Here is a 21,882-nt window from a genome sequence, read left to right on the forward strand (position 1 = left end):
TCTACGCAGAAAGATTTTGATTTAGTACTGCTCTTTTTTTAATATTAAGTACAAATAAAGTCGCGACTAAACAAAAGATACCTGCTGCAATAAAGATTGATTGGTAGGCATTTAACCAAGAATAAACTAAACCTCCACCATATGCCGCAGCTCCAGCACCTAATTGATGGGCAGTATAAATCCATCCATAGATTACCCCTACCTTTTCTTTACCAAAATGATCCGTCGCTAGTTTAATAGTTGGTGGAACTGTAGCAATCCAATCCATCCCATAGAAAATGGCAAAAACACTTAAATAAATGATTGAATTAGTAGATAAAGCAAAAGGTAGAATAAGTAGTGATAATCCTCTTAAACCATAATACCAAAATAACAACCAACGATTATCAAAGCGATCAGAAATATATCCAGATAATGTCGTTCCAATAATATTAAATATTCCCATGAATGCTAAAATACTAGCAGCCGTCACTTCTTTATATCCATAATCGATACAAAGTGAGATGAAATGAGTACCAATTAAACCACTAGTTGAAAAGCCACAAACGAAGAAACTTCCCGCTAATAACCAAAAAACTTTCGATTTAGCACCTAATTTTAACCCATCAAAAGCTGCCTTGACTGGATTAACATTGCTCGCTTGCTTCTTATTGCTTTTTTCAGCCCCTAAAGGCAACACCCCAACATCTGATGGGTCATTCTTCATAAAAATCCAAAGTAATACATAAATGAAAACCCCAAAAGAAAAAATGGTTAAAACGGCATTTCTCCAAGAATAATTTTCAACGATATATGCCATAAGCGGCAAGAAAACAAGTTGACCAGCTGCTGAACTAGAGGTCAAAAAACCTAACGCTAAACCACGCTTTTTTTCAAACCAAGTAGTTGCAACATACGCATTTAAAACCGTCAAAAATGTCCCCGCACTTAATCCAATCATAATTCCCCAAATAATAAATAAATGCCAAATTTGCGTCATAATGGTTGTTAGTAAAATAGCAACTAATAATGCTCCCATGCCTACTAACAATACACTTCTTACACTAAACTTTTGATATAAGCCAGCAATAAATGGACCAGAAAATCCAACAAGAGTTATACAAATCGCAAACGCACCAGAAATTGATGCTCTATTCCAACCAAATTCCTTTTCAAAAGGAATCATCATCACTCCCGACATCGTATTTGTTACTGCAGCAATAATGACGGATAAGAAAGTAACAATTAAAATAATCCAAGCATAATGTATTTTTCCGCTCTTCAATCAAACTCCTCCTTCAATGTTAGACCATGATCTTTCTCTCATTTAATAACATTTTTTTAAGTTGATCTACACTATTAACAATTGCATTAGCTCCTGCATCTGTTAATTCTAATTCACTTCCATATCCGTAAGTTACTCCAATCGAGTCAATTTTAGCGTTTTTCGCACCAATTATATCGTGAAATCGATCCCCAATCATTACCGAATCTTCCTTAAAAAGATCATTATTTTTTTCAAAAATATACTCAATTATCTCGCTTTTATTAATTCTTGTGCCGTCTAGTTCACTTCCAACAATTTGAATAAAGAACTCATCAAGTTGGAAATGGCTTACTATTTCCCTTGCGAAAATAGTAGGTTTTGAAGTTGCTACATACAATCTTTTTTTCTCTTTTTGCAAATCGCTTAGAAGTTCACGTATCCCATCATATACTTTATTTTCAATCTTACCACTCTGCGAAAAGTATTCGCGATAAAAACAAACTGCATTTAATAATTCTTTATCATTAAGTTGACAAATTTCAAAAAATGATTGCTGAATCGGAGGTCCAATAAATTTTAATAGCTCTGATTCTAATGGAATAGCTTTTTTCATTTTCTGTAATGCATACTTTACCGAGTTCAAAATCCCTACCTTTGGATCTGTCAGTGTACCATCTAAATCAAACAAGATTGTATTATATGTCATCACTTTCTTCCTCCATCATTATTTCTCCACAAAAAAGCGTTAGCATTTTTAGCTAACGCAAATTGATTCATTTAAATTTTCCATTCTTTTTTCAACATACTATAAACAGCTATATCATAATACTTTTCTCTAATTTGCTGTGCTTCTCTTTGGATACCTTCTTGTTTAAAATTTAATCGTTCAGGAATTGCCCTACTCTTCCCATTTTCAACAGCTGCTCTAATCACAACCCGATTAAGATTCAGTTCATCATAACAATATGAAACTAAACCTTCTACAGCACGAGTCATTATTCCTTTCCCTTGTACATGTTCACTTAACCAATAGCCGATCTCAGTTGTTTGATTCGACCAGTCTATATAATGTAATCCTAACATACCTACTAGTTCATTTTTATAAAAAATCCCCGCTTCAAAACCATTATTATCTGCAAATTTTTGTAACCACATAGGTATTATCGATTTTTGATAATCCTCGATCAATGGAATATTTTCAGCCCAAATCAACCATTCTTTTAAGGAGTTTTGATTTTCCTTCAGTACCTCAACTAATGTTGCTGCATATTTCGGTGTTAATAAATTGATTGATAAATCCTCACTTATATGAACCTTAAACATGTCCATCCTCCTTTTTTTACTAAAACATTATTCCTAATTAGGTAATTACATTTCTTTAGATTTAGGAGAATTATTTTAACCAAATCTAATTTCTGCTTTTATATTAATCTACTTTAATTCTCTATTAACTGCTCTAAATCCTCTCACTTTCAAAAAAATTCACACCTACAATGTAAATCCATTGCTGACCGACATAAAATCTACATTTTACGTGGTTTTTTAATCTATTTTTGGAACAAGTTTCACAATCACTTGCCTAATCACTAGTTACATAGTATATTTTTTCACAAGGAATATTAAAAACTTCTAATTATTCCTTAAAAATAAATATCAAACTTGAGGTAATTTCATGCAAAACTGGATTATTGAAACAATGGATACATTTGGCTATTTAGGTATCTTTTTATTAATTGCATTAGAAAACATATTTCCTCCGATTCCTTCCGAAGTAATTTTAACGTTTGGCGGGTTCATGACTACAGAATCTTCACTATCTAAAATAGGTGTTATTTTCTTTTCAACTTTAGGATCAGTAATTGGAGCAATTATACTTTTTTGGATTGGTACATTACTAGATATAAAAACGTTAGAAAAAATCGTAGACCGTTGGGGGCATTTTTTACGTTTAACTAAAAAGGATGTTCATAAAGCAGACGAATGGTTTTCAAAATACGGTGTTTGGACAGTCTTTTTTTGTAGACTAATTCCATTAATACGTAGTTTAATTTCGATACCAGCTGGAATGGCTCGAATGAATTTTTGGATCTTTTTGTTATTTACAACTTTAGGCTCATTAATATGGAATACAATTTTAGTTTTAGTTGGTGCATCAGTCGGTGCTTCCTGGGAAAAAATCGTCGAGTATATGGATGTGTATTCAAGTATTATTTATGGAACATTAGCGATTGGATTGGTCGTTATGATCTTCCTTATTATCAAAAAAAGAAAACACTCTGCTTAAATAAGAAGAAAAAACTCAGACTAATTTGTTTAGTCTGAGTAAGTGTGTAGACAAATTTCTAAAAACCTGATTATCAGACTGATTGCAAGCGCTTGTCTTTCGAGGCGCGAAGCCTGATGAGGAGCGGAGTTACCTTTGACGGTAATGAGCACCGCAGGCAGGCGAAGCAACGAAGAAAGCGAGCGTTTGTCAACAGTCTGACTCAGACAAATTTCGTTTAGTCTGAGTTTTTTAGCTTTATTTATGTCTTAGTACTCTCATCGAATTCAGTACTGCTAATACAGTAACACCAACATCTGAAATGACTGCTTCCCACATTGTAGCTATTCCGATCACACCTAGTAATAAGAAAAATCCTTTCACTGCTAAAGCAAAAAAGATATTTTGCCATACAATTTGTCTTGTACGTTTAGCGATTTTAATTGCATCTACAATTTTTGAAGGTTCATCCGACATTAATACAACATCTGCAGCTTCGATCGCTGCATCGGAACCAATGCCACCCATTGCAATACCTATATCTGCTCGAGCTAAAACTGGTGCATCATTAATACCGTCCCCAACAAATGCAATCTTTTCTTTCGATGATTTTATCTTTTCAATCAATTCAAGCTTTTCTACTTTCTGATGTGGAAGAAGCTCTGAATAAATATCATCTATTGATAATTCCTTACCAATACTTTTCGCAACCGAGGTGGCATCACCGGTTACCATGACCGTCTTTTTAATTCCAACTTTTTTAAGCTCAAGTATCGCTTTTTTCGCATCATCTTTTAGTTGATCTGCAATGATAATTGACCCTATAAAATGCTTATTTTTTGCTAAGTAAACTGTTGTGCCGACTTCTCTTGTTGGTTCATATAAAATTGAATGACTTTCCATTAGTTTTGAATTTCCTACTAATAGTGCGTCTCCATTAATCGTAACGCTAATTCCATGTCCGGCAATTTCAGTATAGTTAGATAGCTTTTCTTCAACAATATCTTTACCATACTTTTGACGAATTGATAATGCGATAGGGTGAGTAGAATAAAACTCTCCATAAGCAGCTAATTCCAATAACTCCTCTTTCGAATGACCACGAGTAGGGATAATCGAGCTTACTTGGAATTGTCCTTTCGTCAACGTTCCAGTTTTATCAAACACAATATATTTCAAATCATTTAATGCTTCTAAATAATTACTTCCCTTTACTAATACTCCCGATTTTGAAGCTGCTCCGATTCCACCAAAAAATCCTAAAGGTATTGAAACGACTAAAGCACAAGGACATGAAATAACTAGGAAAATTAATGCTCGATATACCCAATCATATAATGTTTCACCTGGAATAATAATTGGAGGGATGACTGCAATAATAGCTGCTGTAATAACAACGATCGGTGTATAAATCTTTGCAAATTTAGTGATAAAATTTTCAGTAGGTGCCTTTTTATTTGTTGCATTTTGTACAAGTTCTAATATTTTTGATACTGTCGATTCATTAAATTCCTTCGTCACTTCAATTTCGAGTAAACCTTGAACATTTATAAATCCACTTAATACTTCATCACCTTCAAATATTTCTCTTGGTAATGACTCACCTGTTAATGCAGAAGTATCAACACTTGAAAATCCACTTTTTACAATTCCATCTAACGGAACCCTTTCCCCAGGCTTAACGATGATCAGATCACCAATTTGAATCTTTTCAGGAGATACTTGTTCAGTTTTTTCACCATTTTTTAAATTAGCATAATCAGGACGTATATCCATTAATTTTGAAATCGAATTCCGTGATCGATTTACTGCAATACTCTGGAACAATTCACCGAGCTGATAAAATAGCATTACCGCAACAGCTTCGGGGTACTCTCCAATAATAAATGCACCAATTGTAGCTACTCCCATTAAAAAATTTTCATCAAATACTTGCCCTCTAAAAATATTCCGAATAGCTTTTAAAACAACGTCAGCACCGGCTATTAAATAGGCAGCTATAAAAAAGATCAATTGATAGAGCATTGGTACATTAAGTAATTGAGCTAAAATTAATAAAGCAGTACCGCTCCCTAATTTAACAATCAGTTTTTTTGTTTCAGCATTCATTCCCTGTTGCTTCTCTTGCCCTAGTTTTGAATCCATTTTTGAAACAGGATTAATATGCGGTTCTAATACACGAATCTTATCTTTAGCGCTCTCGATAACTGATTCTTTTTGTTCCTCACTCGTCGTAATTGTCATCGTTAATGTTGCAAAATTTACTGCACATGCATCAACGCCATCAAGAGTGGAAACTCCTTTTTCAATCTTCATTGCACAATTAGCACAATCAAGACCTTCTAACTTTAATTCACTATTTACTTGCCTTTGCCCCCTACTCACCAAACTCAACTCCTCTCTCAAGAAACACCTTTATTAATCCTCTAAAATATGTTCGAGTGCTTGATTGAAAATTTGCGTAACATGATCATCTGCTAACGAATAGTAAACTACTTTACCTTCTTTACGATTTTTTACTAAATGCGCCTGTTTTAATACACGTAACTGATGTGATATAGATGATTGAGTCATTTCTAATAAGTAAGCTAAGTCACATACACACATCTCAGATTGACTAAGTGCATGTAATATTCTCGTTCTCGTCTTATCTCCAAGAACTTTAAAAAGTTCTGCTACTCCTGTTAGTGTTTCTATCTTTAACATGCTTTCTTTTACTGAAAGAATTATATCCTCATGCATAACGGTTTGTTGACAAGCTTCTTCACAAACTTCGTCAACTTTCTTCTTTTCTTCAATCATAAACTGTCCTCCTATGAATATATGAACAATCATTCATATGATATCTATACTATATTATATGAGTGATTGTTCATATGTGTCAAAATATTATTTGTAAAATTTAAAGGAATATTTCATATGATAAAGAAATGATTAGTAATGCATATAAAAGGAGAAAATTTAATGACTCTAATAGGATATCTTTTTTGGGGAATTTGCTTAGTAGCCGTAATATTTACCTTTTTAATCGAAAAAAAATTAGGAACAACTCCTCCTTATAAAACAGAGCATCAAATATTATTTGAAGAAATTACGAAGATTGATCGAGCTTTAGTGCATGAATAAATATTAAAAAAAGTCAGACAGTTACCGTAATTACTCAGTAACTATCTGACTTTTGATTTTGTCCTATATCCTTAACCCTGTTCTTTTTGCATAGGGGTATTTGTCGGCTTAGCATATCCTTCTTTGTATTTATTATCAATGACTTTTCGAATTTCTAACGGCGTTTTTCCTTCTTGCTGTAATTTCGCTGATTCAACTGCAATTTCCATACAGTTGACACATGAAGTTGCATGGCTATCCCACACGATTGAACCATCTTCTTTTACTTCATGAATAAAGCAATCTAAATTACTTTTATGACCTACACTCTCACCGCAACCACAATAACACGGAATATTTTTAAGTAAATCAACATGTTGTGATGCAACCATATAAATTTGTTGAATCTGTTGTTCTTGAGCGCTTAAAAACTTCGGTAAAGTTTCTTTATTGATTGTTTGTTCTCTAATATCACTTGTTTGAATATGCTCTGCATGATTTTCGTGGTTCTTCGTATTATTCGTTTCAGCTTGTTTGTTACTGCATCCTGTTAACAAAATGGAAACCGTTATAGCTGAAAGTACATTATGAACTGTTTTTCGTTTCATCCTTTTCCTCCAATAAATGCACGTTAATCTTATTTTAATAATTATTGGAGTGGAAAACAAATTCTTTTAACTATGAATAAATTACTGAATCGATCACCATTTGCAATAAACTTGTGAATAAAAAGAAAAACCTAATCAAAAAACCAGCCCATGCAAAACGTCTATATTTTTCCCATCGTTCCTGATGATCATTACGTTTACAGATCCACATTAATAGCCAAAATCCAAGTGGTAAAATTGGTATTTCAATACGATATTGATTAAAATTCAAATTAATACTAAAGACAAATAAACCGATAAGTATTGCAATAATAGCCTTCCATATTTCTGGCTTCAAATCATTTGTTCTATAGATCCAAATAAATAAAATTCCAAGAGTTATATAATTTACTAGCGTAATAATGATGGTAGAAATAAAGTGAAATTCATCAAAATGGATATTAAATTCCATTAGATTTCTCCTTTTAGTTAATTGGATTATTTCTAATAATTATGACGATCTTTACGATAATATTTAGTTAATTCCTCATTTTCATCATCAATTGCTTCTAAAATTAAATTAAATCCTTTTTTCTCAAGGATTTTTACTGAATAGATGTTTTTTGCTTCAACGGTAGCTACAATAAAATTTAACTTTCTGATTTCAAAACAATAATCTTCTATTAAACTAGCAATTTCAGAGCCGTAACCATTTCCCCATTCTTCTTCAGCTAATCGATAGCCTATTTCAAACTCATCTGAATCATTTTTTATGACTGCACATGTTCCAATCAATTGAATAGTCCCACTTTTACTAACTGCCATTACTTCAAAATCAGCATTTTTCTCCTCATACAATTGAAGAATCTTATTTAATTCAATTTCAGTTTCTTCTAATGTTTTGGGACGATTTGTTATGTATCTCATTACATTCACATTAGATTGAAGTTTGTGTAAATAATCTAAGTCGTCCATTTTAAGCTTTCTTAAATATAGTCGATTTGATTTTATAATCATGTTTATCTCCTGTTTCTTTCTAATAAAAAGTCACCATATTAATAGGTGACTAATCAAATTAACAAATACATGTTTTTTTCTTTACTCCGAGCTTTCCCCTCGCCTCGACCTTTTCAATATAATCAGTTGCTAGAGGTACCTTACAAGCCGTATCTCCTACGTTCACGTGGACTTTTCCAATCTTTTGACCAACCATCATTGCTTCAACTGTAAGACTTGGTACATAACTTCCTACTGCAATTACAAACCCATTCATCGTATAACGAACTCTATTTTTTGAAGTATGTATATTACTTTCAATATAATTAAGTAATTTACGAACTTCTTCCTTATCAATCTCTTCATCTGGTGCAATTGATAAATAATGACTATAAGTACTCCATCCACAATTTTCAATCAATTCTTCATCTGACTTCAACCATTCTCTAGCTAATTCAATTGCATACTGGCTTTCTGCGGCAACAGCACCTACAATACTTTCAGAAATCATATACCAGTGAGCTTCTTTCGCCCAATTTTGAAGCTGTTCCTTTGTCATTAACTTTGGATTAATTGATAAACCTGCCAAATACATTGCATCTGAATTTCCTGTATGAAAAAGTGATAATGCTAATTCTTGATCCTTTTTAACAGATTTAACAAGCTTTTTCAGATCACCAATTTTAACGCCAAAGAATGGTTCCTTGGCACCATGTCGCAAAAATGTTTTTTTCGTTTGCTCAGTGCCCATTTCCTCTAAAGATTTCATAATTTCTTCTAATGTCATCATCTTCTCCCCCTTAATAAAGGTTTGTTCCGTAACATCGTTGTCTAAAATGTATCCTATCATACATATCCAGGAAGGCATGATGCAATAAATTTAAATTTATAAACTTTTTAAAATCTGTCACATATTATTTTAATAACAAATCACCTATCATTATTTAATTAAGATGAGGTGATTAACTTGATAATATATTCAATAGGTATATTTGCCCGGAATATAAGAAGAACTGAACAAACTCTTAGAAATTGGGATAATTCCACAAATTTAAACCGTTTCATGTTTCTGTTAGTGTACACGTTATTTTTCGTAAGAACAACTGAATCATTTCTTAAACTTCTTTTATCTAATGTTATAAATATGGAAAATTTAATTCCAATTATTACTGTATTTAGTTGTAGACTTCAATACAAACGAGAAAATAAAGTTAAGAAAATGATTAAGGAGTTCTTAAGATGATACATGGGAAGAAAGTGAGATTAAAACCAACTAAAGAACAAGAAATTCAATTATGGAAATCAGTAGGTACGGCTCGATGGGCATATAATTGGGCATTAGGTAAGCAAGAAGAGAATTATAAAAAAGATAAGAAAGTCCTTTCTGATAATTTGTTGAGAAAAGAACTAACTGTATTAAAACAAACAAATGAATATTCCTGGCTGTATGATGTATCAAACAATATTACCAAACAAGCGATTAAGGATCTTTGTGAAGCCTATAAGAAATTTTTTAATGGATTAACAGAAAGGCCTCGATTTAAGAGTAAAAGAAAGTCAAAACCTTCTTTTTACAATGATAATGTCAAACTAAAAGTTAAAGGGTTTAAAGTATTAGTTGAAAAAGTTGGTTGGATCACAGTCTCTGAAAAGGTTCCAAACGCAAAATACTTCAATCCTAGAAACAGTTATGACAATAAATATTGGTATTTATCTTTTGTAATGGAAATATCAAAACCAAAGCTTGAATTGACAGATGTCTCATTAGGAATTGACGTAGGAATAAAAATTTAGCTGTCTGTTCAGATGGTAAGAAAACGAGAAATATTAATAAAACAATTGTGATGAAAAAAGCTGAGAAACACCTACGTAGGTTGCAGCGTCAAGTTTCTCGAAAATATGAAATGAATAAGGAGGGAAATCGTTTTGTCAAAACAAGCAACATTATAAAAATCGAAAAAAAGATACGACACCTACATAGACGTTTATCAAATATCAGAAAGAATCATATTCATCAAACAACATGTGATATCGTGAAAACCAAGCCATATCAAGTTGTAATGGAAACATTGAACATTAGAGGGATGATGAAGAATAAGCATCTCTCTATAGCCATTGCTAAGCAATGTTTGCACGAATTTAAGAGACAAATTAAATACAAATGTGAACAATATGGAATCGAATTTATTGAAGCTGATAAATGGTACCCATCTTCAAAAATGTGCTCATGTTGTGGACGGATCAAAAAAGACCTAAGACTTTCTGAACGAGTATATAAATGTACTTGTGGCCATGAAATGGATAGAGATTTGAATGCTTCTATTAATTTAGCGCGATATCAATTAGCAAATTAACACTTTAATGTTAATACTAATGTGTAGGATTCGTTGTATCCGAATTTACGCCCTCGGAGTGTCATATCAAACGAAAGTAGCTTGTAGTTTAGCCAAATCGGACACTTAGAACAGGGAAATAAACAAAATTTTGATTTTTATAAATTTTTTGGCAACGGAAAGTATATAATGAACTATTTTTTTCTATTCATCATACTATTCTGTCTTACATTCTCAGCCTGTTCAAATAATCAGATTGTGCATGAGGTTCATCTAAATAAATCAACAGTTTCAGCTGCAAGAAATGAAGACTGGTCTTACACAGGAAAAACTGGACCTAATTTTTGGAGTTCAATCAATAAAAAATATGCACTATGTTCAAATGGAAAACAGCAATCTCCAGTTAATATTAATCAAGCTATAAAAAAATCACTACCTTTAGGTATAAACTATCATAATGATCTTTTTAAAATAGAAAGGTCACAGTACACGGTAAAATTCATTCCGGTTAATCACTCCAACTCAATTAATTTAAATGGAACAGCCTATACATTACTACAATTTCATTTCCATACCCCAAGCGAGCATACAATAAATGGGAAACATAGTGATTTAGAAATACATTTTATAAATGAAAATAAAAATAAATCTATTATTACAATCGGAGTACTTGTAGATAGAGGGAGATTAAATAAAGAATTCCAAAAAATCTTAAATGCAAATCCTATGGATGAAGATCTTGGTGGAAAAGTTGTAAAACTAAATTTGCAGCCCTTCATTCCCTATACTAGTAAAAAATTTTCATACACCGGCTCATTTACAACTCCTCCATGTACTGAAGGGATTAAATGGATCGTCTTTAACAAACCAATACAATTTTCCGAAGAACAAGTCCAGTCTTATCAAAACTATTTCAAACCAAATAGCCGTCCCGTTCAGCCATTAAATGGTAGAGATTTATTTGAATCTTGGTAAACATAACAGGTTCATGAGTCACTATAAATGCTCGAATTTGAAATTTACTTACTCATAACAGGTTCATCAGTCACTATTATTGCAGGATACTGTAAACAACTTACTCATAACATCCTGTAGTGGAAATCAACCACACCCGACTCCTTTTACGAATATTTGATAATTAATTGATAAGATTGTTTTTCAACAACACAAAAAAAGTTATCCTACCTAAAGGATAACTTTTTTTGATTAAATCATTATTCAGCAGTTTTTTCATCACGATGAACTACTTCTAATTTTCCTGTATGAGGGTCAATTACTAAACCATGAATTTCAACCTCTTTTGGAACAAGTGGGTGGTTTTTAATAATTGAAACACTGTGGTTAACACTATCGTATACATTTGTAAAGCCAGTTAACCATTTATCTAAATCTAGACCTGAAAAACCTAAAATTTCTAGGTTTTCTTCTTTAATTCCTCGTTCAATCATTTTTTCTTTCATACGTGTAGGATTTGTATTACCCATTCCACACTCATGGTGCCCGATTACTAAAACTTCTTTAGCTCCTAGTTCATAGATTGAAACTAGAATACTTCTCATAACTGAACCAAACGGATGGGCAATAACTGCTCCAGCTGTTTTAATCATTTTCACGTCACCGTTTCTAATATCAAGAGCCTTTGGTAAAAGCTCAACTAGACGTGTATCCATACAAGTAACAACTACAACCTCTTTATTCGGAAACTTTGAAGCTATGTATTGCTCATATTCCTTATTCTCAACAAACTTCTTATTAAAATCTAAAATTTGATCTAACATAAATTCCCCTCCAAACAAAAATAAAGAGCATTTTTCCTATACCTATATTGAAGGAAAAGCTCAAAATATACAACTATTTTGCACACATTTATAGTATTATTCTAAAATTATGTTTTCATTTATACCATTTTATTTTTTGTTTTTTGTATGATAAAAATACCGTTAGGCAATTATTCAATCGATATGCTTTTTTTTAATTTCCATTAATTTGTATCAAATTTTTTTATTTTTAAAGTTTATATTGTACACTAGACTTAGTCTTTAATAAGGAGGGAATTAAAATGAAGTTTGAACATTCTATTGCATTACATAATGGAGTTAAAATGCCTCAATTAGGTTTAGGTGTGTGGCGTGTGTCACAAGAAGATGGTGTAGATGCAGTCCGAACAGCTATCGAAGTAGGTTATCGTCATATTGATACTGCAGCTGTCTATCAAAACGAGGAGCAAGTAGGTGAAGCAATTCGCCAATCTGGTGTTTCCCGTGATGAACTTTTTATTACAACAAAAGTTTGGAATGCTGATCAAGGATACGATACAACTTTAAAAGCTCATGAAGAAAGTCTTAAAAAATTAGGCTTGGACTATGTTGATCTTTATTTAATTCACTGGCCAGTAAAAGAAAAATATTTAGATACATATAAAGCATTAGAAAGACTTTACGATGAAAAGCTTGTACCAGCAATTGGTGTTTCAAATTTTCATGTCCATCACTTAGAAGATATTGCAGCTCATCGCAATATTAAACCAATGGTCGATCAAGTCGAATTGCACCCAATGTTTCAACAAAACGAATTACATGAATATTGTCATAAAAACGGCATTGCATTAGAAGCATGGAGTCCATTAATGCAAGGTGGCGAAGCTTTAACAAATCCTGTTATAAAAGAAATTGCGGATCAATATGGTAAATCAACTGCCCAAGTCATCATCCGTTGGCACTTACAACGCAATGTTATCGTTATTCCTAAATCAATCACACCTTCACGAATTCAAGAAAACTTTGAAGTATTTAACTTCGAGCTTTCATCAAATGATATGCAACAAATCGCTACACTTGATGCAAATAAACGTGTAGGTCCAGATCCTGATAATTTTGATTTCTAAGAGGCAGGTTTGGGTATAGAGGAAATTTATAATAAAGAATTAGAAATGGCTACCAGTCTTTTAAAAGGTAGCCATTTTTTCTTATCCCTGAGATTCTTATGGCACGAACTTAAAATTCATTTAATAAATTTATATAATCAAATTAAATAAATTTCGATTCGTTCTTTCCCTCCCCCTATATTGTTTCGCTTTAACTTTATTCCCTTAATTTCTCCAGTTCGCTTAATATGTGTTCCACCGCACGAAACTTTACCAAAGCCTTTGATTTTCCAAAATCTTCTTTGATTTTCTAGGTCATCAAACTCACTATTAATTTCCAAATCTGCATCAATCAACTCCTTTGCTTTTGTCTCTAAAAGTGGGAATGTCTCAGAGATTTTTCCATCCCAATAGAAATCAATTCTTGCTTTATCACTAGTAATATTTGCACCAATTTTTTCAGGATTATGATAGTTCTGATACATTAGCTCCAAGATGATTTCTGCAGCAAAATGTAGCTTCATAATTCGATATCGTTTCTCCCAATCGATTTCAATCACTACTTCTTGCCCTTTTTGAAGGTCATGATTTTCTGGTAAAGTGTAGATAATATCTAATCCGTCCTTCTTCGCTTCAATCACCTCATAATTACCAATTCGCCCAGAATCTGATTGTTGCCCACCCGAAAAAGCATAAATAATGGTTTCATTTAAAGTCACATTCCTGCCATCTACTTCCGTAACAATTGCAGTGGCCTTTGTACGATAAGGATCTTCCCAAAATAGCTTTTTTACCCCCATTAATTCACTCCTCAACTTACTTTGTTACAACTTCACTACTTTTTACTAATTCAATACGTACTTTTTTCAGCCCATCTTTTTCATCAACATATGTACTTAAATTCCAATTTGCTGCAAGAGTATGTTTAATTAGATTGATTGCTTCTTCAGATAAATAAATTCCTTGAATTGCAGTTCCCATATCTTCATAATCTTTTTCAACTTCAATGCCAAATTTATATCTTAATAAAGTCATTAATGAGCCTTTTGTTAAAAATTTGATTTGATAGCCTTCATTAATAATTTTATTAAAATTCTCTACATTGTTTTTGTACAGGTTTATTAGTGTTTCCCAGTCAGGAAAACCATTACCATATTGATTTAAAAACTCGAAATTCTCTTCTTTCACAGCGTTTATTAACTGAATGTTTTCTACACCGGCACTACGTAGACTTTCAATCATAATTGCATTATTTATAGCAATACTAACAAAGCTCATCTTTGTTCTCCCTTCGAATTAAAAGAATATTCTTTTTATTAAACTTTATCATAATATGCGGCACTAAACTATTAATTTGATGAGATTTACACAAAGATGATGTGGATAGGGAAATCTTTGAAACTTTACGTATGTTTACTAAAAAAGGACAATATTATTGATGAATAAATAGCTTGAAATTATTACTAAATACGTAAAAACCACAAGATTCCTGTTACATATCTGAACTGGACCCAAAAAGTTAGACACATATTTTAATTATGCTACTAGTGAGGATTGGACCCTGTATTGTACAGGGCTCAATCCTTTTAATTTTGTCTTAATTCGTTTGTGATTGTAGTAGTAGATATAATTTTCTAATTCTAAAATGAAATCTTCGATACTCTTAAATTCCTGAAGATAAAATAATTCAGACTTTAATAAACCAAAGAAGTTTTCCATAACTGCATTATCTAAACAGTTACCTTTTCGGGACATACTTTGGATAATTTTGTTTTCTTTGAGTAGATGCTGATATTTTTTCATTTGGTAATGCCATCCTTGATCTGAATGTAGGATAGGGGAGTCACCATCATTAAGGCGTTTAAAAGCTTTATCTAACATTTTTGTTACTAATGGAAATACAGGACGTTTTTCAAAATTATAAGCCACGATCTCACCGTTATATAGGTCGAGGATAGGCGAAAAGTATATCTTCTCACCAAATAAATGAAATTCCGTTACATCAGTAGCCCACTTTTCATTAGGCTTTGATGCGTTAAACTCACGATTAAGTAGATTTGGAGCTATTCTACCAACGTTTCCACGATAAGAACGGTACTTTTTAACTCTTACAAGGCTCTTTAATCTTAATTCAAGCATTAATCGACGAACTGTCTTATGGTTAATTAAAAGACCTTGATTACGCAATTCTAAAGTAATTCGACGGTACCCATATCTCCCAAGATGTTCATGGAAAATTTGTTTGATAGATTCCTTTACTTCAACATACTTATCAGGAGTTTTAATTTTATTTACCCAGTAATAATAGGTACTACGTGGAATCTCAGCTATTTTTACTAAATCAATTACCTTGTATTCGTGCCTTAATTCATAGATTACTTTCGCTTTTTGTCGTTCTGTAATTTTCTCTCCTCTTGAACTAAGGCATTCAACTTTTTTAAATATGCATTTTCCATTTTCAATCGTTCAATTTCAGCTAATAATGCCTCTTGTGATCCTTCTACAACTTGTTTTTTCTTAGTTTCTCTTTTCATAATTGGACGCCCCCGTTTTTTTGAATAAAGGGCGTCCACACCTTTCTCCTCTAAAATGGATTGCCATTTAAAGATGGTTGATGGTGCTGGGATATTAAAAGCAGCAGCTGTTTCTAAGACTGACGACCCTGTTTCGTTCATATACGTTAATACGTTCATTTTAAACTCGCCAGAGTAGTTTGTATATCTAGAATTTAATCCCTCCAATCCATGCGTATTAAAGAGAGCTACCCATTTTTGAATATGCTTATGGTAAATACTATATTTTTTTCCAATACTTCTTAGTGATCCTTTACCTTCTAAGTACTCGTTAACAACAGTTATCTTTTGATCTAATGTAAATTTAGCCATAAAAAAACTACACCTCCGATTGTTAGCCGTGTCTAACAATCGGGGTCCAGTTCAATCTTGTGGTTTTACTTTGTGTTTGGAGATTAATCCAGCTTATCTAAATTGTGTTTAAAGTGATGAAGGCAGTTGTTCCAACACCATTTTCACTTGTAATTTGTAGATTGCCACCATAGTTTTCAATTAGGTCTTTTGCTATTGATAAGCCTAAACCATTACCGCCGTTAGCTCGACTTCTCGCTTTATCAGCTCGATAAAATCGGTCAAATATATGATTGATATCTTCTTCTTTAATACCGATTCCGTTGTCTTTCACTTTGATTTCGATCTTGTTTGCAACTTGAGCAGTAGTTATATCGATAATGGTGTGTTCTTTACTGTATTTAACTGCATTATCAAACAAAATAATTAATATTTGCATTAAATGTTCTCTTGCAATATTTGCTTTATCGTCTATTTGATTAGGAGTATGGAAGTGAATTTCCAAATCTTCATGTAACAGCTGATAATTGTTTATGATTTCATTTAATACTTCATTAATATTTGTTGGAGCGTATTGTTCAATCTTTTCGCTATTTTTCTCTAGCTTTGTTAACTGTAGAAGCTCATTCGTTAAAATAATCATTCTGTTTGTTTCATTAATACATGTATTTAATGAGTTTTCTAAAACAGTTTCGTCTTTTTTCCCCCAGCGATTAACTAGTGATAAGTGACCATGAATGATTGCTAAAGGTGTTCTTAATTCATGAGAAGCATCTTCAACAAATCGCTTTTGTCTTGTAATTGAAGCCTCTAACTCATCCATCATTTTGTTAAAGAGTAGACCGAGTTCAGATAGCTCATCTTTTGTTTCTCCTACAAAAACTCGCTCTTTTAATTGATTATTTTTTATTTTAATCATTGTTTGATTTAAATTCTTAATAGGATTTAATATTTTTTTTGATAAGAAATAACCACTTAAAATACTTAAAATTAACGATATGGTTGTTCCTAGAATGAGAATCATGAAAGATTCTTTAATTAATTTCGAAAAGATTTCTACATTCATTGCAACTTCTAATACGCCATCAAAATTCTTATAATGTAATGACTTACTCTTAATTATAATTTCTTGATTGTGTAATCTATATTTTTGAATTTCCCCGAAGGCATTTTTATTAATATGAATTTTAGGCATTTTTCTAGAAACTGTAAAAATAACTTTACCATCTTTATCTAATAATCGAATCATTTCATTATTTTGTATTATTTTCTCAAAATACACTTTGTTTTCCACTAAAGAGCTAGCACTTGGTTTCTTCGTTTTATATTCTTCATCTAAATAAGCTGACGTTTCATTTAATCTTTTTTCAATTCGATGTTGCTGCTGATTCATGACTGACATTTGAATCAAAGCAGATTGTATAAGATTACATAATGTAAATATGAAAAACATAAGCACAGCTATTGTAATTGTTATTTTCCATCTAATCGAAAGCTTATTTAACAAGGTAAGATTCACCTCTACATCCTCATTACATACCCAGTACCCCTTACAGTATGAATATAGGTATTATTTTTATCATCTAGTTTTGTTCTTAGGTAGCTAATATAAACATCTACTACGTTAGTTTCAATTGTAGAGCCATAGCCCCATACAGTTTCTAATAAAATTTCTCTAGTTAATACACGATTTACATTGCTCATTAATAAATACAATAAATCGAATTCTTTTTTAGTTAAATCTATGATCGCTTCATCCTTTTTAACAACTCGAGCTGCAGAATCTAATGACAAATCTTTAAACTTTAAGCAGTGTAAATTTGTTGAACGGTCGATACGTCTAAAGATTGCTCGCATATGAGCTAAAAGTTCTTCAATAACAAATGGCTTTGAAATATAGTCATCTGCACCACTATCCAATCCTGAAATTCGATCAAAAACACTATCTCGTGCTGTTATCATAATAATTGGTGTGTCTTTATGCGCTCTAATTCGTCTACAAACTTCAATACCACTTAAATTAGGAAGCATTAAATCAAGCAAGATTAAGTCAAACTCTTGGTCGATGGCTTGGTTTAAACCGTCTCTACCATCATTTGAAATATGAACTTCATTTCCTTCATACTCTAATTCTAATCGTATAAAATTTGCTAATTCTTTCTCATCTTCTATAATTAATATTTTTTTCATATATTTTATCCCTCATTTTTTTATAATTACATCTATAAAATTATTATTTGTATTGTATAAGGATATCTGTTTAAGATGAAAATGGCTTTACGAATATTTTAAAATTAAATTAGAGTTTTATTAGAAATTTTTAATTTTTGCACTTAATAACTTTGATATTACTACCTATTGTGTACATTTTCTAATAATTCAACTTAAAAACGATTAAAATTTATTTAAGAATAAATTTAATGCTTTCAAAAAAGATAAGGTAAAAGCTTCTTACTTTCGTTTAATTTATCTAATTTTTAAAGATAATTTCTTAAGATTTCAAAAAAAAAAGGCTTTAGCATTTGCTAAAGTCATTTTCATACTAAAAATATTTTTTTATCAATTAAGTAAGTCGAATCAAGTTGATTCCCACTATAAAAATCAATTTTCCTAATCTTCTTGACTTATTTATAATTAGGAAACTGAATCGGAATATTTAGTATATGTTCTGGTTGGCCGTCTTTTGCACTTGCTACATATAATGTAAGTACCCCATTTAGACTAGTTGGCTGATTATATTTAATTACTAATTTAAAGTTCCCCCATTCTGGTGCACCTATATCAGCCATTGTGTGACCTTCTGCTAATACATTATGACCATCTTCTATTCGATAAAGAAATGTTGCTTCAAAAACACTAGCTTTCCCTTCAACAATTAACACATTTTTACCCGTTGAGTCATTTACGACTGAAGTGACTTTAAATGCATCGTTTTCAACTGGTGTAAATACTTTAACTGGTGGCTTAGTTTCATCCTTTTTTGGCGGATTATTAGTTCCTTTATCTGGTGTATTGCCCTTATCAGTACTTTTGTCGGTATCTTTTGTATTACCCTTATCAGTTGTTTTTCCCTTATCAACTTGTGATGACTGATTATCTTTTTTGCCATTACCGTAGTCACTTGATTGACAGCTTATTAAACAGAATATGCTTAAAATTATAAGTCCAATAAATAAAAGTCTTTTCATTCGTATATTCACCCCTAAATTTAATTTATAGCTGAAAATTAAATATTGTTCTGAATTAAACTATATATTTTTATCAAAAGATGAATTGCATTTTTATCGAGGAGGACTTCTAAGAATAAGAATGAATTTTTAAACAAATTAAAAGAACGTACTAGCAAGTTGTATTACAATCGGTAATGTTAGACTACTTAATATAGTTGATGTAATTACAGTTTGTGCTGCAAAACTTGCATGCGGACCTTTGAATGATAGTAATGCACTATTTCTTGAACTTGGGAAGGCACTACCTATAAAAAGGGCTTTTGCAACCACACCTTCAAAACCGAAAATTTTTATAAGTGCAAATGCAATGATCGGACCACCAATCAATCTTAAGAAGTTACTAATCGCTAAATTGTTCCAGCTAATTTCTTTCCCCGATTCAGCTAATTGAGCTCCAAGTGTAATTAACGCAAATGGGGCGAATGATTCAGTAATAGGATTTAAAATGGTAACCAATTCATGATTTAATTTCACATGAGCTATTTGAAGAATAAAGCCAAGTACCACACTATATATGATTGGTAGCTTTAGCATTTTCATAATGGCTTCTTTCATTTGAACTGAAGCCTCTGCATTATATACTCCAACAGTAAATGTCATTATATTTTGAAACAAAACAATTAAAACTCCAATACTCAATGCAAAAGGATCATTTTTAAAAACTAACGCATTTACTGGCAACCCAAGATTTCCGGAGTTATTTAATGCAATGCTATTAGCAAATGTACCTTGCATAGATTTTTCAATTCCTCTCCATCTACATATCAATGTTGAAATTAGAGACATGGCGACAAATTGAATAACCAAGTAAAATAAAACACCACCTGCAACTTTACCAGATAACGGACTATCATATATTTTCATAAATACTGCTACTGGAAGAAATAAATAAACTAAGAGGGTTGTTAAAGTACGTAAGTGAAGTTTAAAAAGACGATTAATCAAATAGCCTAATATAACATAAAAAAATAGAGGTAGCATAACTTCTATTAGTAATTTTATGACCATTCCTTTTCCTTCTTTCAGATAATCAACCGCTTTTTTTATCTACATTTCTCGGTTAAAAATTTTTTCTTTTTCTTTTTGAAATTCACTATTTGTGATCACCCCGTCATTTTTTAATTTATTTAATTTACGAAGTTTCACTTCAAAGTCCTCTTTCTCTCTAGTAATATACTTTTCAACAGTAACATCATAATTGGATATACCACGATCACTAAAAACGTTGTATCCATTAATTATGGTAATCATTATCGCAATTCCGGTCCATAACAATCCGAACAGCCCAACTTGTGGTATTACAATTGTAAAACCAAGGACAATAAAAATAATGCCAATCAATAAACCTAAAAATGACTGCCCTTTACTTGGTTTAACTCGAATCTTTCTCAAATTCTCCACCTCTTTTCATTTTAAAATTAATTTCTGAATGAAATAGAAGCTTTGACGGTTAAATTTGATAAAATATTATTTTGCTTTCGAAATACTATATTCGACAAATTATGTTTAAATACCTATTGCAAAAATAAAAAACCACCAAATTAAGTGATTTATTAATTTTTTATATTAACTTATAAAAGAGTTATTTTGAATATTTTTCTTTCCATTCACTTAAATAGAAAACTTCATTTGTTTTTATAGATTCTCCATCAAGTAGCGCTATAAATTCTAAACTATTTCCATCAGGATCTCGGAAATAAACACTTGCTGCTGGCATCCAAGTATTTACTACTGGTTCAATTGGATTTAATCCAAAAAAGTTTTCAGTTGGTAACTCATCGTGAATATCTTCAAGATGATCTGATTTAATTAACTTTAATTACAAATTTAAGGAGGTTAGTAGGTGATTTTCAAAACAAATAAGCTTACTATTCGTAAATTAAAAGAAAATGATGCTCCCCTTCTAGCAAAATGGCTTTCAAACCCTAAAGTCCTTCAATATTATGAAGGTCGAGATAATCCGTTCAACTCTGAAAAGGTTAAAAATATTTTTTTTACTAAAGGTCCTTCTATTCATATGTGTATTGTAGTTTATGAAAACATTGAGATAGGCTATATACAATTTTATAAATTAGACGATGAATCAAAATTTGAATATGGATATGAAAATACAAGTGAAATTATTTACGGGATGGATCAATTTATAGGTGAAATTGATTTTTGGAATCGTGGGATTGGAAGTTTACTTGTCTCATCAATGGTGAATTACTTAGTTAATAATCAAAACGCAAAAAAAGTAGTAGTAGATCCACAAACATGGAATGTACGCGCGATTAAATGCTATGAAAAATGTGGATTTAAAAAAATTCGATTACTTCCGAAACATGAGTTACATGAAGGTGAATATAGAGATTGCTATGTAATGGAATATCGTTAAGACTTGAAAGAAAATAAG

Annotated in this window: 23 protein-coding genes and 3 pseudogenes; 7 read left to right on the forward strand and 19 right to left on the reverse strand. The window is 31.5% G+C overall.

Features of this window, described 5'->3' with window-relative positions; translation table 11 throughout:
* Nucleotide 1 precedes the first annotated feature (1 nt).
* The 3 genes from MY490_RS17375 to MY490_RS17385 all read right to left on the reverse strand — a co-directional run bounded on the left by MY490_RS17375 (nucleotide 2) and on the right by MY490_RS17385 (nucleotide 2,569).
* Entirely contained in the window at nucleotides 2-1,264 is a 1,263-nt protein-coding gene (locus MY490_RS17375; RefSeq protein WP_248266798.1) for an MFS transporter, read from the reverse strand.
* A gap of 19 nt (nucleotides 1,265-1,283) precedes the next feature.
* Entirely contained in the window at nucleotides 1,284-1,952 is a 669-nt protein-coding gene (locus MY490_RS17380; protein ID WP_248266799.1) for an HAD family hydrolase, read from the reverse strand.
* Between the two features lie 71 nt (nucleotides 1,953-2,023).
* Nucleotides 2,024-2,569 (reverse strand): GNAT family N-acetyltransferase, encoded by a 546-nt coding sequence (locus MY490_RS17385; RefSeq protein WP_248266800.1) that lies wholly within the window; start codon nucleotides 2,567-2,569, stop codon nucleotides 2,024-2,026.
* A 349-nt stretch (nucleotides 2,570-2,918) separates the two neighbouring features.
* On the opposite strand from MY490_RS17385, the gene MY490_RS17390 reads away from it, so the two are divergent.
* Nucleotides 2,919-3,530: a DedA family protein gene (locus MY490_RS17390; RefSeq protein WP_248266801.1), complete on the forward strand. Its 612-nt coding sequence runs from the start codon at nucleotides 2,919-2,921 to the stop codon at nucleotides 3,528-3,530.
* Nucleotides 3,531-3,767: 237 nt separating this feature from the next.
* Here MY490_RS17390 and MY490_RS17395 read toward each other — a convergent pair.
* Both MY490_RS17395 and MY490_RS17400 read right to left on the reverse strand, forming a co-directional pair.
* A pseudogene (locus MY490_RS17395) lies at nucleotides 3,768-5,855 on the reverse strand (heavy metal translocating P-type ATPase); the annotation flags it as partial.
* Between the two features lie 72 nt (nucleotides 5,856-5,927).
* Nucleotides 5,928-6,311, reverse strand: a complete 384-nt coding sequence (locus MY490_RS17400; protein ID WP_248266802.1) for an ArsR/SmtB family transcription factor — start codon at nucleotides 6,309-6,311, stop codon at nucleotides 5,928-5,930.
* A gap of 162 nt (nucleotides 6,312-6,473) precedes the next feature.
* Between MY490_RS17400 and MY490_RS17405 the strand changes: the two genes are divergently transcribed.
* Nucleotides 6,474-6,635: a hypothetical protein gene (locus MY490_RS17405; RefSeq protein WP_248266803.1), complete on the forward strand. Its 162-nt coding sequence runs from the start codon at nucleotides 6,474-6,476 to the stop codon at nucleotides 6,633-6,635.
* Between the two features lie 71 nt (nucleotides 6,636-6,706).
* Here MY490_RS17405 and MY490_RS17410 read toward each other — a convergent pair whose 3' ends face one another.
* The 4 genes from MY490_RS17410 to MY490_RS17425 form a co-directional block, all read right to left on the reverse strand.
* On the reverse strand, nucleotides 6,707-7,222 hold the full coding sequence (locus MY490_RS17410; RefSeq protein ID WP_248266804.1) for a PCYCGC domain-containing protein: 516 nt from the start codon (nucleotides 7,220-7,222) through the stop codon (nucleotides 6,707-6,709).
* A 70-nt stretch (nucleotides 7,223-7,292) separates the two neighbouring features.
* Entirely contained in the window at nucleotides 7,293-7,673 is a 381-nt protein-coding gene (locus tag MY490_RS17415) for a hypothetical protein (protein WP_248266805.1), read from the reverse strand.
* Nucleotides 7,674-7,705: 32 nt separating this feature from the next.
* A complete protein-coding gene (locus tag MY490_RS17420) occupies nucleotides 7,706-8,218 on the reverse strand; it encodes a GNAT family N-acetyltransferase (RefSeq protein WP_248266806.1) in 513 nt (170 codons plus the stop codon).
* A gap of 58 nt (nucleotides 8,219-8,276) precedes the next feature.
* The gene (locus MY490_RS17425) at nucleotides 8,277-8,984 is read right to left on the reverse strand and encodes a DNA alkylation repair protein (protein ID WP_248266807.1); all 708 of its coding nucleotides are present in this window, start codon (nucleotides 8,982-8,984) and stop codon (nucleotides 8,277-8,279) included.
* A gap of 357 nt (nucleotides 8,985-9,341) precedes the next feature.
* On the opposite strand from MY490_RS17425, the pseudogene MY490_RS17430 reads away from it, so the two are divergent.
* The 3 genes and pseudogenes from MY490_RS17430 to MY490_RS17440 form a co-directional block, all read left to right on the forward strand.
* A pseudogene (locus MY490_RS17430) lies at nucleotides 9,342-9,474 on the forward strand (IS607 family transposase); the annotation flags it as partial.
* Nucleotides 9,440-10,551 (forward strand): annotated as a pseudogene (locus MY490_RS17435) (RNA-guided endonuclease InsQ/TnpB family protein). The pseudogenes MY490_RS17430 and MY490_RS17435, both read left to right, overlap by 35 nt.
* Nucleotides 10,552-10,719: 168 nt before the next feature.
* Nucleotides 10,720-11,505, forward strand: a complete 786-nt coding sequence (locus MY490_RS17440) for a carbonic anhydrase (RefSeq protein ID WP_248266808.1) — start codon at nucleotides 10,720-10,722, stop codon at nucleotides 11,503-11,505.
* 239 nt (nucleotides 11,506-11,744) lie between these two features.
* On the opposite strand, the gene MY490_RS17445 is transcribed toward MY490_RS17440, so the two are convergent.
* Nucleotides 11,745-12,308 carry a beta-class carbonic anhydrase gene (locus MY490_RS17445; protein ID WP_248266809.1) on the reverse strand — a complete coding sequence of 188 codons (564 nt, stop codon included), beginning with the start codon at nucleotides 12,306-12,308 and terminating at the stop codon, nucleotides 11,745-11,747.
* 281 nt (nucleotides 12,309-12,589) lie between these two features.
* Here MY490_RS17445 and MY490_RS17450 point away from each other — a divergent pair, with 281 nt between their 5' ends.
* Complete coding sequence (locus MY490_RS17450; protein ID WP_248266810.1) at nucleotides 12,590-13,414, forward strand: aldo/keto reductase; 825 nt, start codon at nucleotides 12,590-12,592, stop codon at nucleotides 13,412-13,414.
* Nucleotides 13,415-13,551: 137 nt separating this feature from the next.
* Here the strand turns inward: MY490_RS17450 and MY490_RS17455 are convergent, their stop codons facing one another.
* From MY490_RS17455 to MY490_RS22185, 9 genes are all read right to left on the reverse strand, one after another.
* Nucleotides 13,552-14,193: an alanyl-tRNA editing protein gene (locus MY490_RS17455; RefSeq protein WP_248266811.1), complete on the reverse strand. Its 642-nt coding sequence runs from the start codon at nucleotides 14,191-14,193 to the stop codon at nucleotides 13,552-13,554.
* 16 nt (nucleotides 14,194-14,209) lie between these two features.
* Nucleotides 14,210-14,671 carry a hypothetical protein gene (locus tag MY490_RS17460; protein ID WP_248266812.1) on the reverse strand — a complete coding sequence of 154 codons (462 nt, stop codon included), beginning with the start codon at nucleotides 14,669-14,671 and terminating at the stop codon, nucleotides 14,210-14,212.
* A 258-nt stretch (nucleotides 14,672-14,929) separates the two neighbouring features.
* A protein-coding gene (locus MY490_RS17465; RefSeq protein WP_248266813.1) for an IS3 family transposase occupies nucleotides 14,930-16,278 on the reverse strand; the annotation gives its coding sequence in 2 pieces (ribosomal slippage) (nucleotides 14,930-15,834 and nucleotides 15,834-16,278; 1,350 coding nt in all).
* 97 nt (nucleotides 16,279-16,375) lie between these two features.
* Nucleotides 16,376-17,764 carry a HAMP domain-containing sensor histidine kinase gene (locus tag MY490_RS17470; protein WP_248266814.1) on the reverse strand — a complete coding sequence of 463 codons (1,389 nt, stop codon included), beginning with the start codon at nucleotides 17,762-17,764 and terminating at the stop codon, nucleotides 16,376-16,378.
* Between the two features lie 14 nt (nucleotides 17,765-17,778).
* Entirely contained in the window at nucleotides 17,779-18,447 is a 669-nt protein-coding gene (locus MY490_RS17475) for a response regulator transcription factor (RefSeq protein WP_248266815.1), read from the reverse strand.
* A 434-nt stretch (nucleotides 18,448-18,881) separates the two neighbouring features.
* The gene (locus MY490_RS17480; RefSeq protein ID WP_248266816.1) at nucleotides 18,882-19,445 is read right to left on the reverse strand and encodes a Gmad2 immunoglobulin-like domain-containing protein; all 564 of its coding nucleotides are present in this window, start codon (nucleotides 19,443-19,445) and stop codon (nucleotides 18,882-18,884) included.
* A gap of 138 nt (nucleotides 19,446-19,583) precedes the next feature.
* Nucleotides 19,584-20,495, reverse strand: coding sequence for an AEC family transporter (locus MY490_RS17485; protein WP_248266817.1), 912 nt, complete (start codon nucleotides 20,493-20,495; stop codon nucleotides 19,584-19,586).
* A 39-nt stretch (nucleotides 20,496-20,534) separates the two neighbouring features.
* Nucleotides 20,535-20,879: an SHOCT domain-containing protein gene (locus tag MY490_RS17490; RefSeq protein ID WP_248266818.1), complete on the reverse strand. Its 345-nt coding sequence runs from the start codon at nucleotides 20,877-20,879 to the stop codon at nucleotides 20,535-20,537.
* A 190-nt stretch (nucleotides 20,880-21,069) separates the two neighbouring features.
* Nucleotides 21,070-21,204 carry a hypothetical protein gene (locus MY490_RS22185; protein WP_282439808.1) on the reverse strand — a complete coding sequence of 45 codons (135 nt, stop codon included), beginning with the start codon at nucleotides 21,202-21,204 and terminating at the stop codon, nucleotides 21,070-21,072.
* Nucleotides 21,205-21,330: 126 nt separating this feature from the next.
* Here MY490_RS22185 and MY490_RS17495 point away from each other — a divergent pair, with 126 nt between their 5' ends.
* A complete protein-coding gene (locus MY490_RS17495; RefSeq protein WP_248266819.1) occupies nucleotides 21,331-21,864 on the forward strand; it encodes a GNAT family N-acetyltransferase in 534 nt (177 codons plus the stop codon).
* Nucleotides 21,865-21,882: the final 18 nt, after the last annotated feature.

It is taken from the genome of Gottfriedia acidiceleris (assembly GCF_023115465.1).
GTDB lineage: Bacteria > Bacillota > Bacilli > Bacillales > Bacillaceae_G > Gottfriedia > Gottfriedia acidiceleris_B.

Coding starts and splice junctions, on each gene's coding strand:
- MY490_RS17420 (WP_248266806.1), bottom strand. CDS start 8,218: ATGATTATAAAATCAAATCGACTATATTTAAGAAAGCTTAAAATGGAC.
- MY490_RS17425 (WP_248266807.1), bottom strand. CDS start 8,984: ATGACATTAGAAGAAATTATGAAATCTTTAGAGGAAATGGGCACTGAG.
- MY490_RS17445 (WP_248266809.1), bottom strand. CDS start 12,308: ATGTTAGATCAAATTTTAGATTTTAATAAGAAGTTTGTTGAGAATAAG.
- MY490_RS17380 (WP_248266799.1), bottom strand. CDS start 1,952: ATGACATATAATACAATCTTGTTTGATTTAGATGGTACACTGACAGAT.
- MY490_RS22185 (WP_282439808.1), bottom strand. CDS start 21,204: ATGCCAGCAGCAAGTGTTTATTTCCGAGATCCTGATGGAAATAGTTTA.
- MY490_RS17475 (WP_248266815.1), bottom strand. CDS start 18,447: ATGAAAAAAATATTAATTATAGAAGATGAGAAAGAATTAGCAAATTTT.
- MY490_RS17455 (WP_248266811.1), bottom strand. CDS start 14,193: ATGGGGGTAAAAAAGCTATTTTGGGAAGATCCTTATCGTACAAAGGCC.
- MY490_RS17415 (WP_248266805.1), bottom strand. CDS start 7,673: ATGGAATTTAATATCCATTTTGATGAATTTCACTTTATTTCTACCATC.
- MY490_RS17485 (WP_248266817.1), bottom strand. CDS start 20,495: ATGGTCATAAAATTACTAATAGAAGTTATGCTACCTCTATTTTTTTAT.
- MY490_RS17440 (WP_248266808.1), top strand. CDS start 10,720: ATGAACTATTTTTTTCTATTCATCATACTATTCTGTCTTACATTCTCA.
- MY490_RS17405 (WP_248266803.1), top strand. CDS start 6,474: ATGACTCTAATAGGATATCTTTTTTGGGGAATTTGCTTAGTAGCCGTA.
- MY490_RS17460 (WP_248266812.1), bottom strand. CDS start 14,671: ATGAGCTTTGTTAGTATTGCTATAAATAATGCAATTATGATTGAAAGT.
- MY490_RS17390 (WP_248266801.1), top strand. CDS start 2,919: ATGCAAAACTGGATTATTGAAACAATGGATACATTTGGCTATTTAGGT.
- MY490_RS17400 (WP_248266802.1), bottom strand. CDS start 6,311: ATGATTGAAGAAAAGAAGAAAGTTGACGAAGTTTGTGAAGAAGCTTGT.
- MY490_RS17480 (WP_248266816.1), bottom strand. CDS start 19,445: ATGAAAAGACTTTTATTTATTGGACTTATAATTTTAAGCATATTCTGT.
- MY490_RS17385 (WP_248266800.1), bottom strand. CDS start 2,569: ATGTTTAAGGTTCATATAAGTGAGGATTTATCAATCAATTTATTAACA.
- MY490_RS17410 (WP_248266804.1), bottom strand. CDS start 7,222: ATGAAACGAAAAACAGTTCATAATGTACTTTCAGCTATAACGGTTTCC.
- MY490_RS17450 (WP_248266810.1), top strand. CDS start 12,590: ATGAAGTTTGAACATTCTATTGCATTACATAATGGAGTTAAAATGCCT.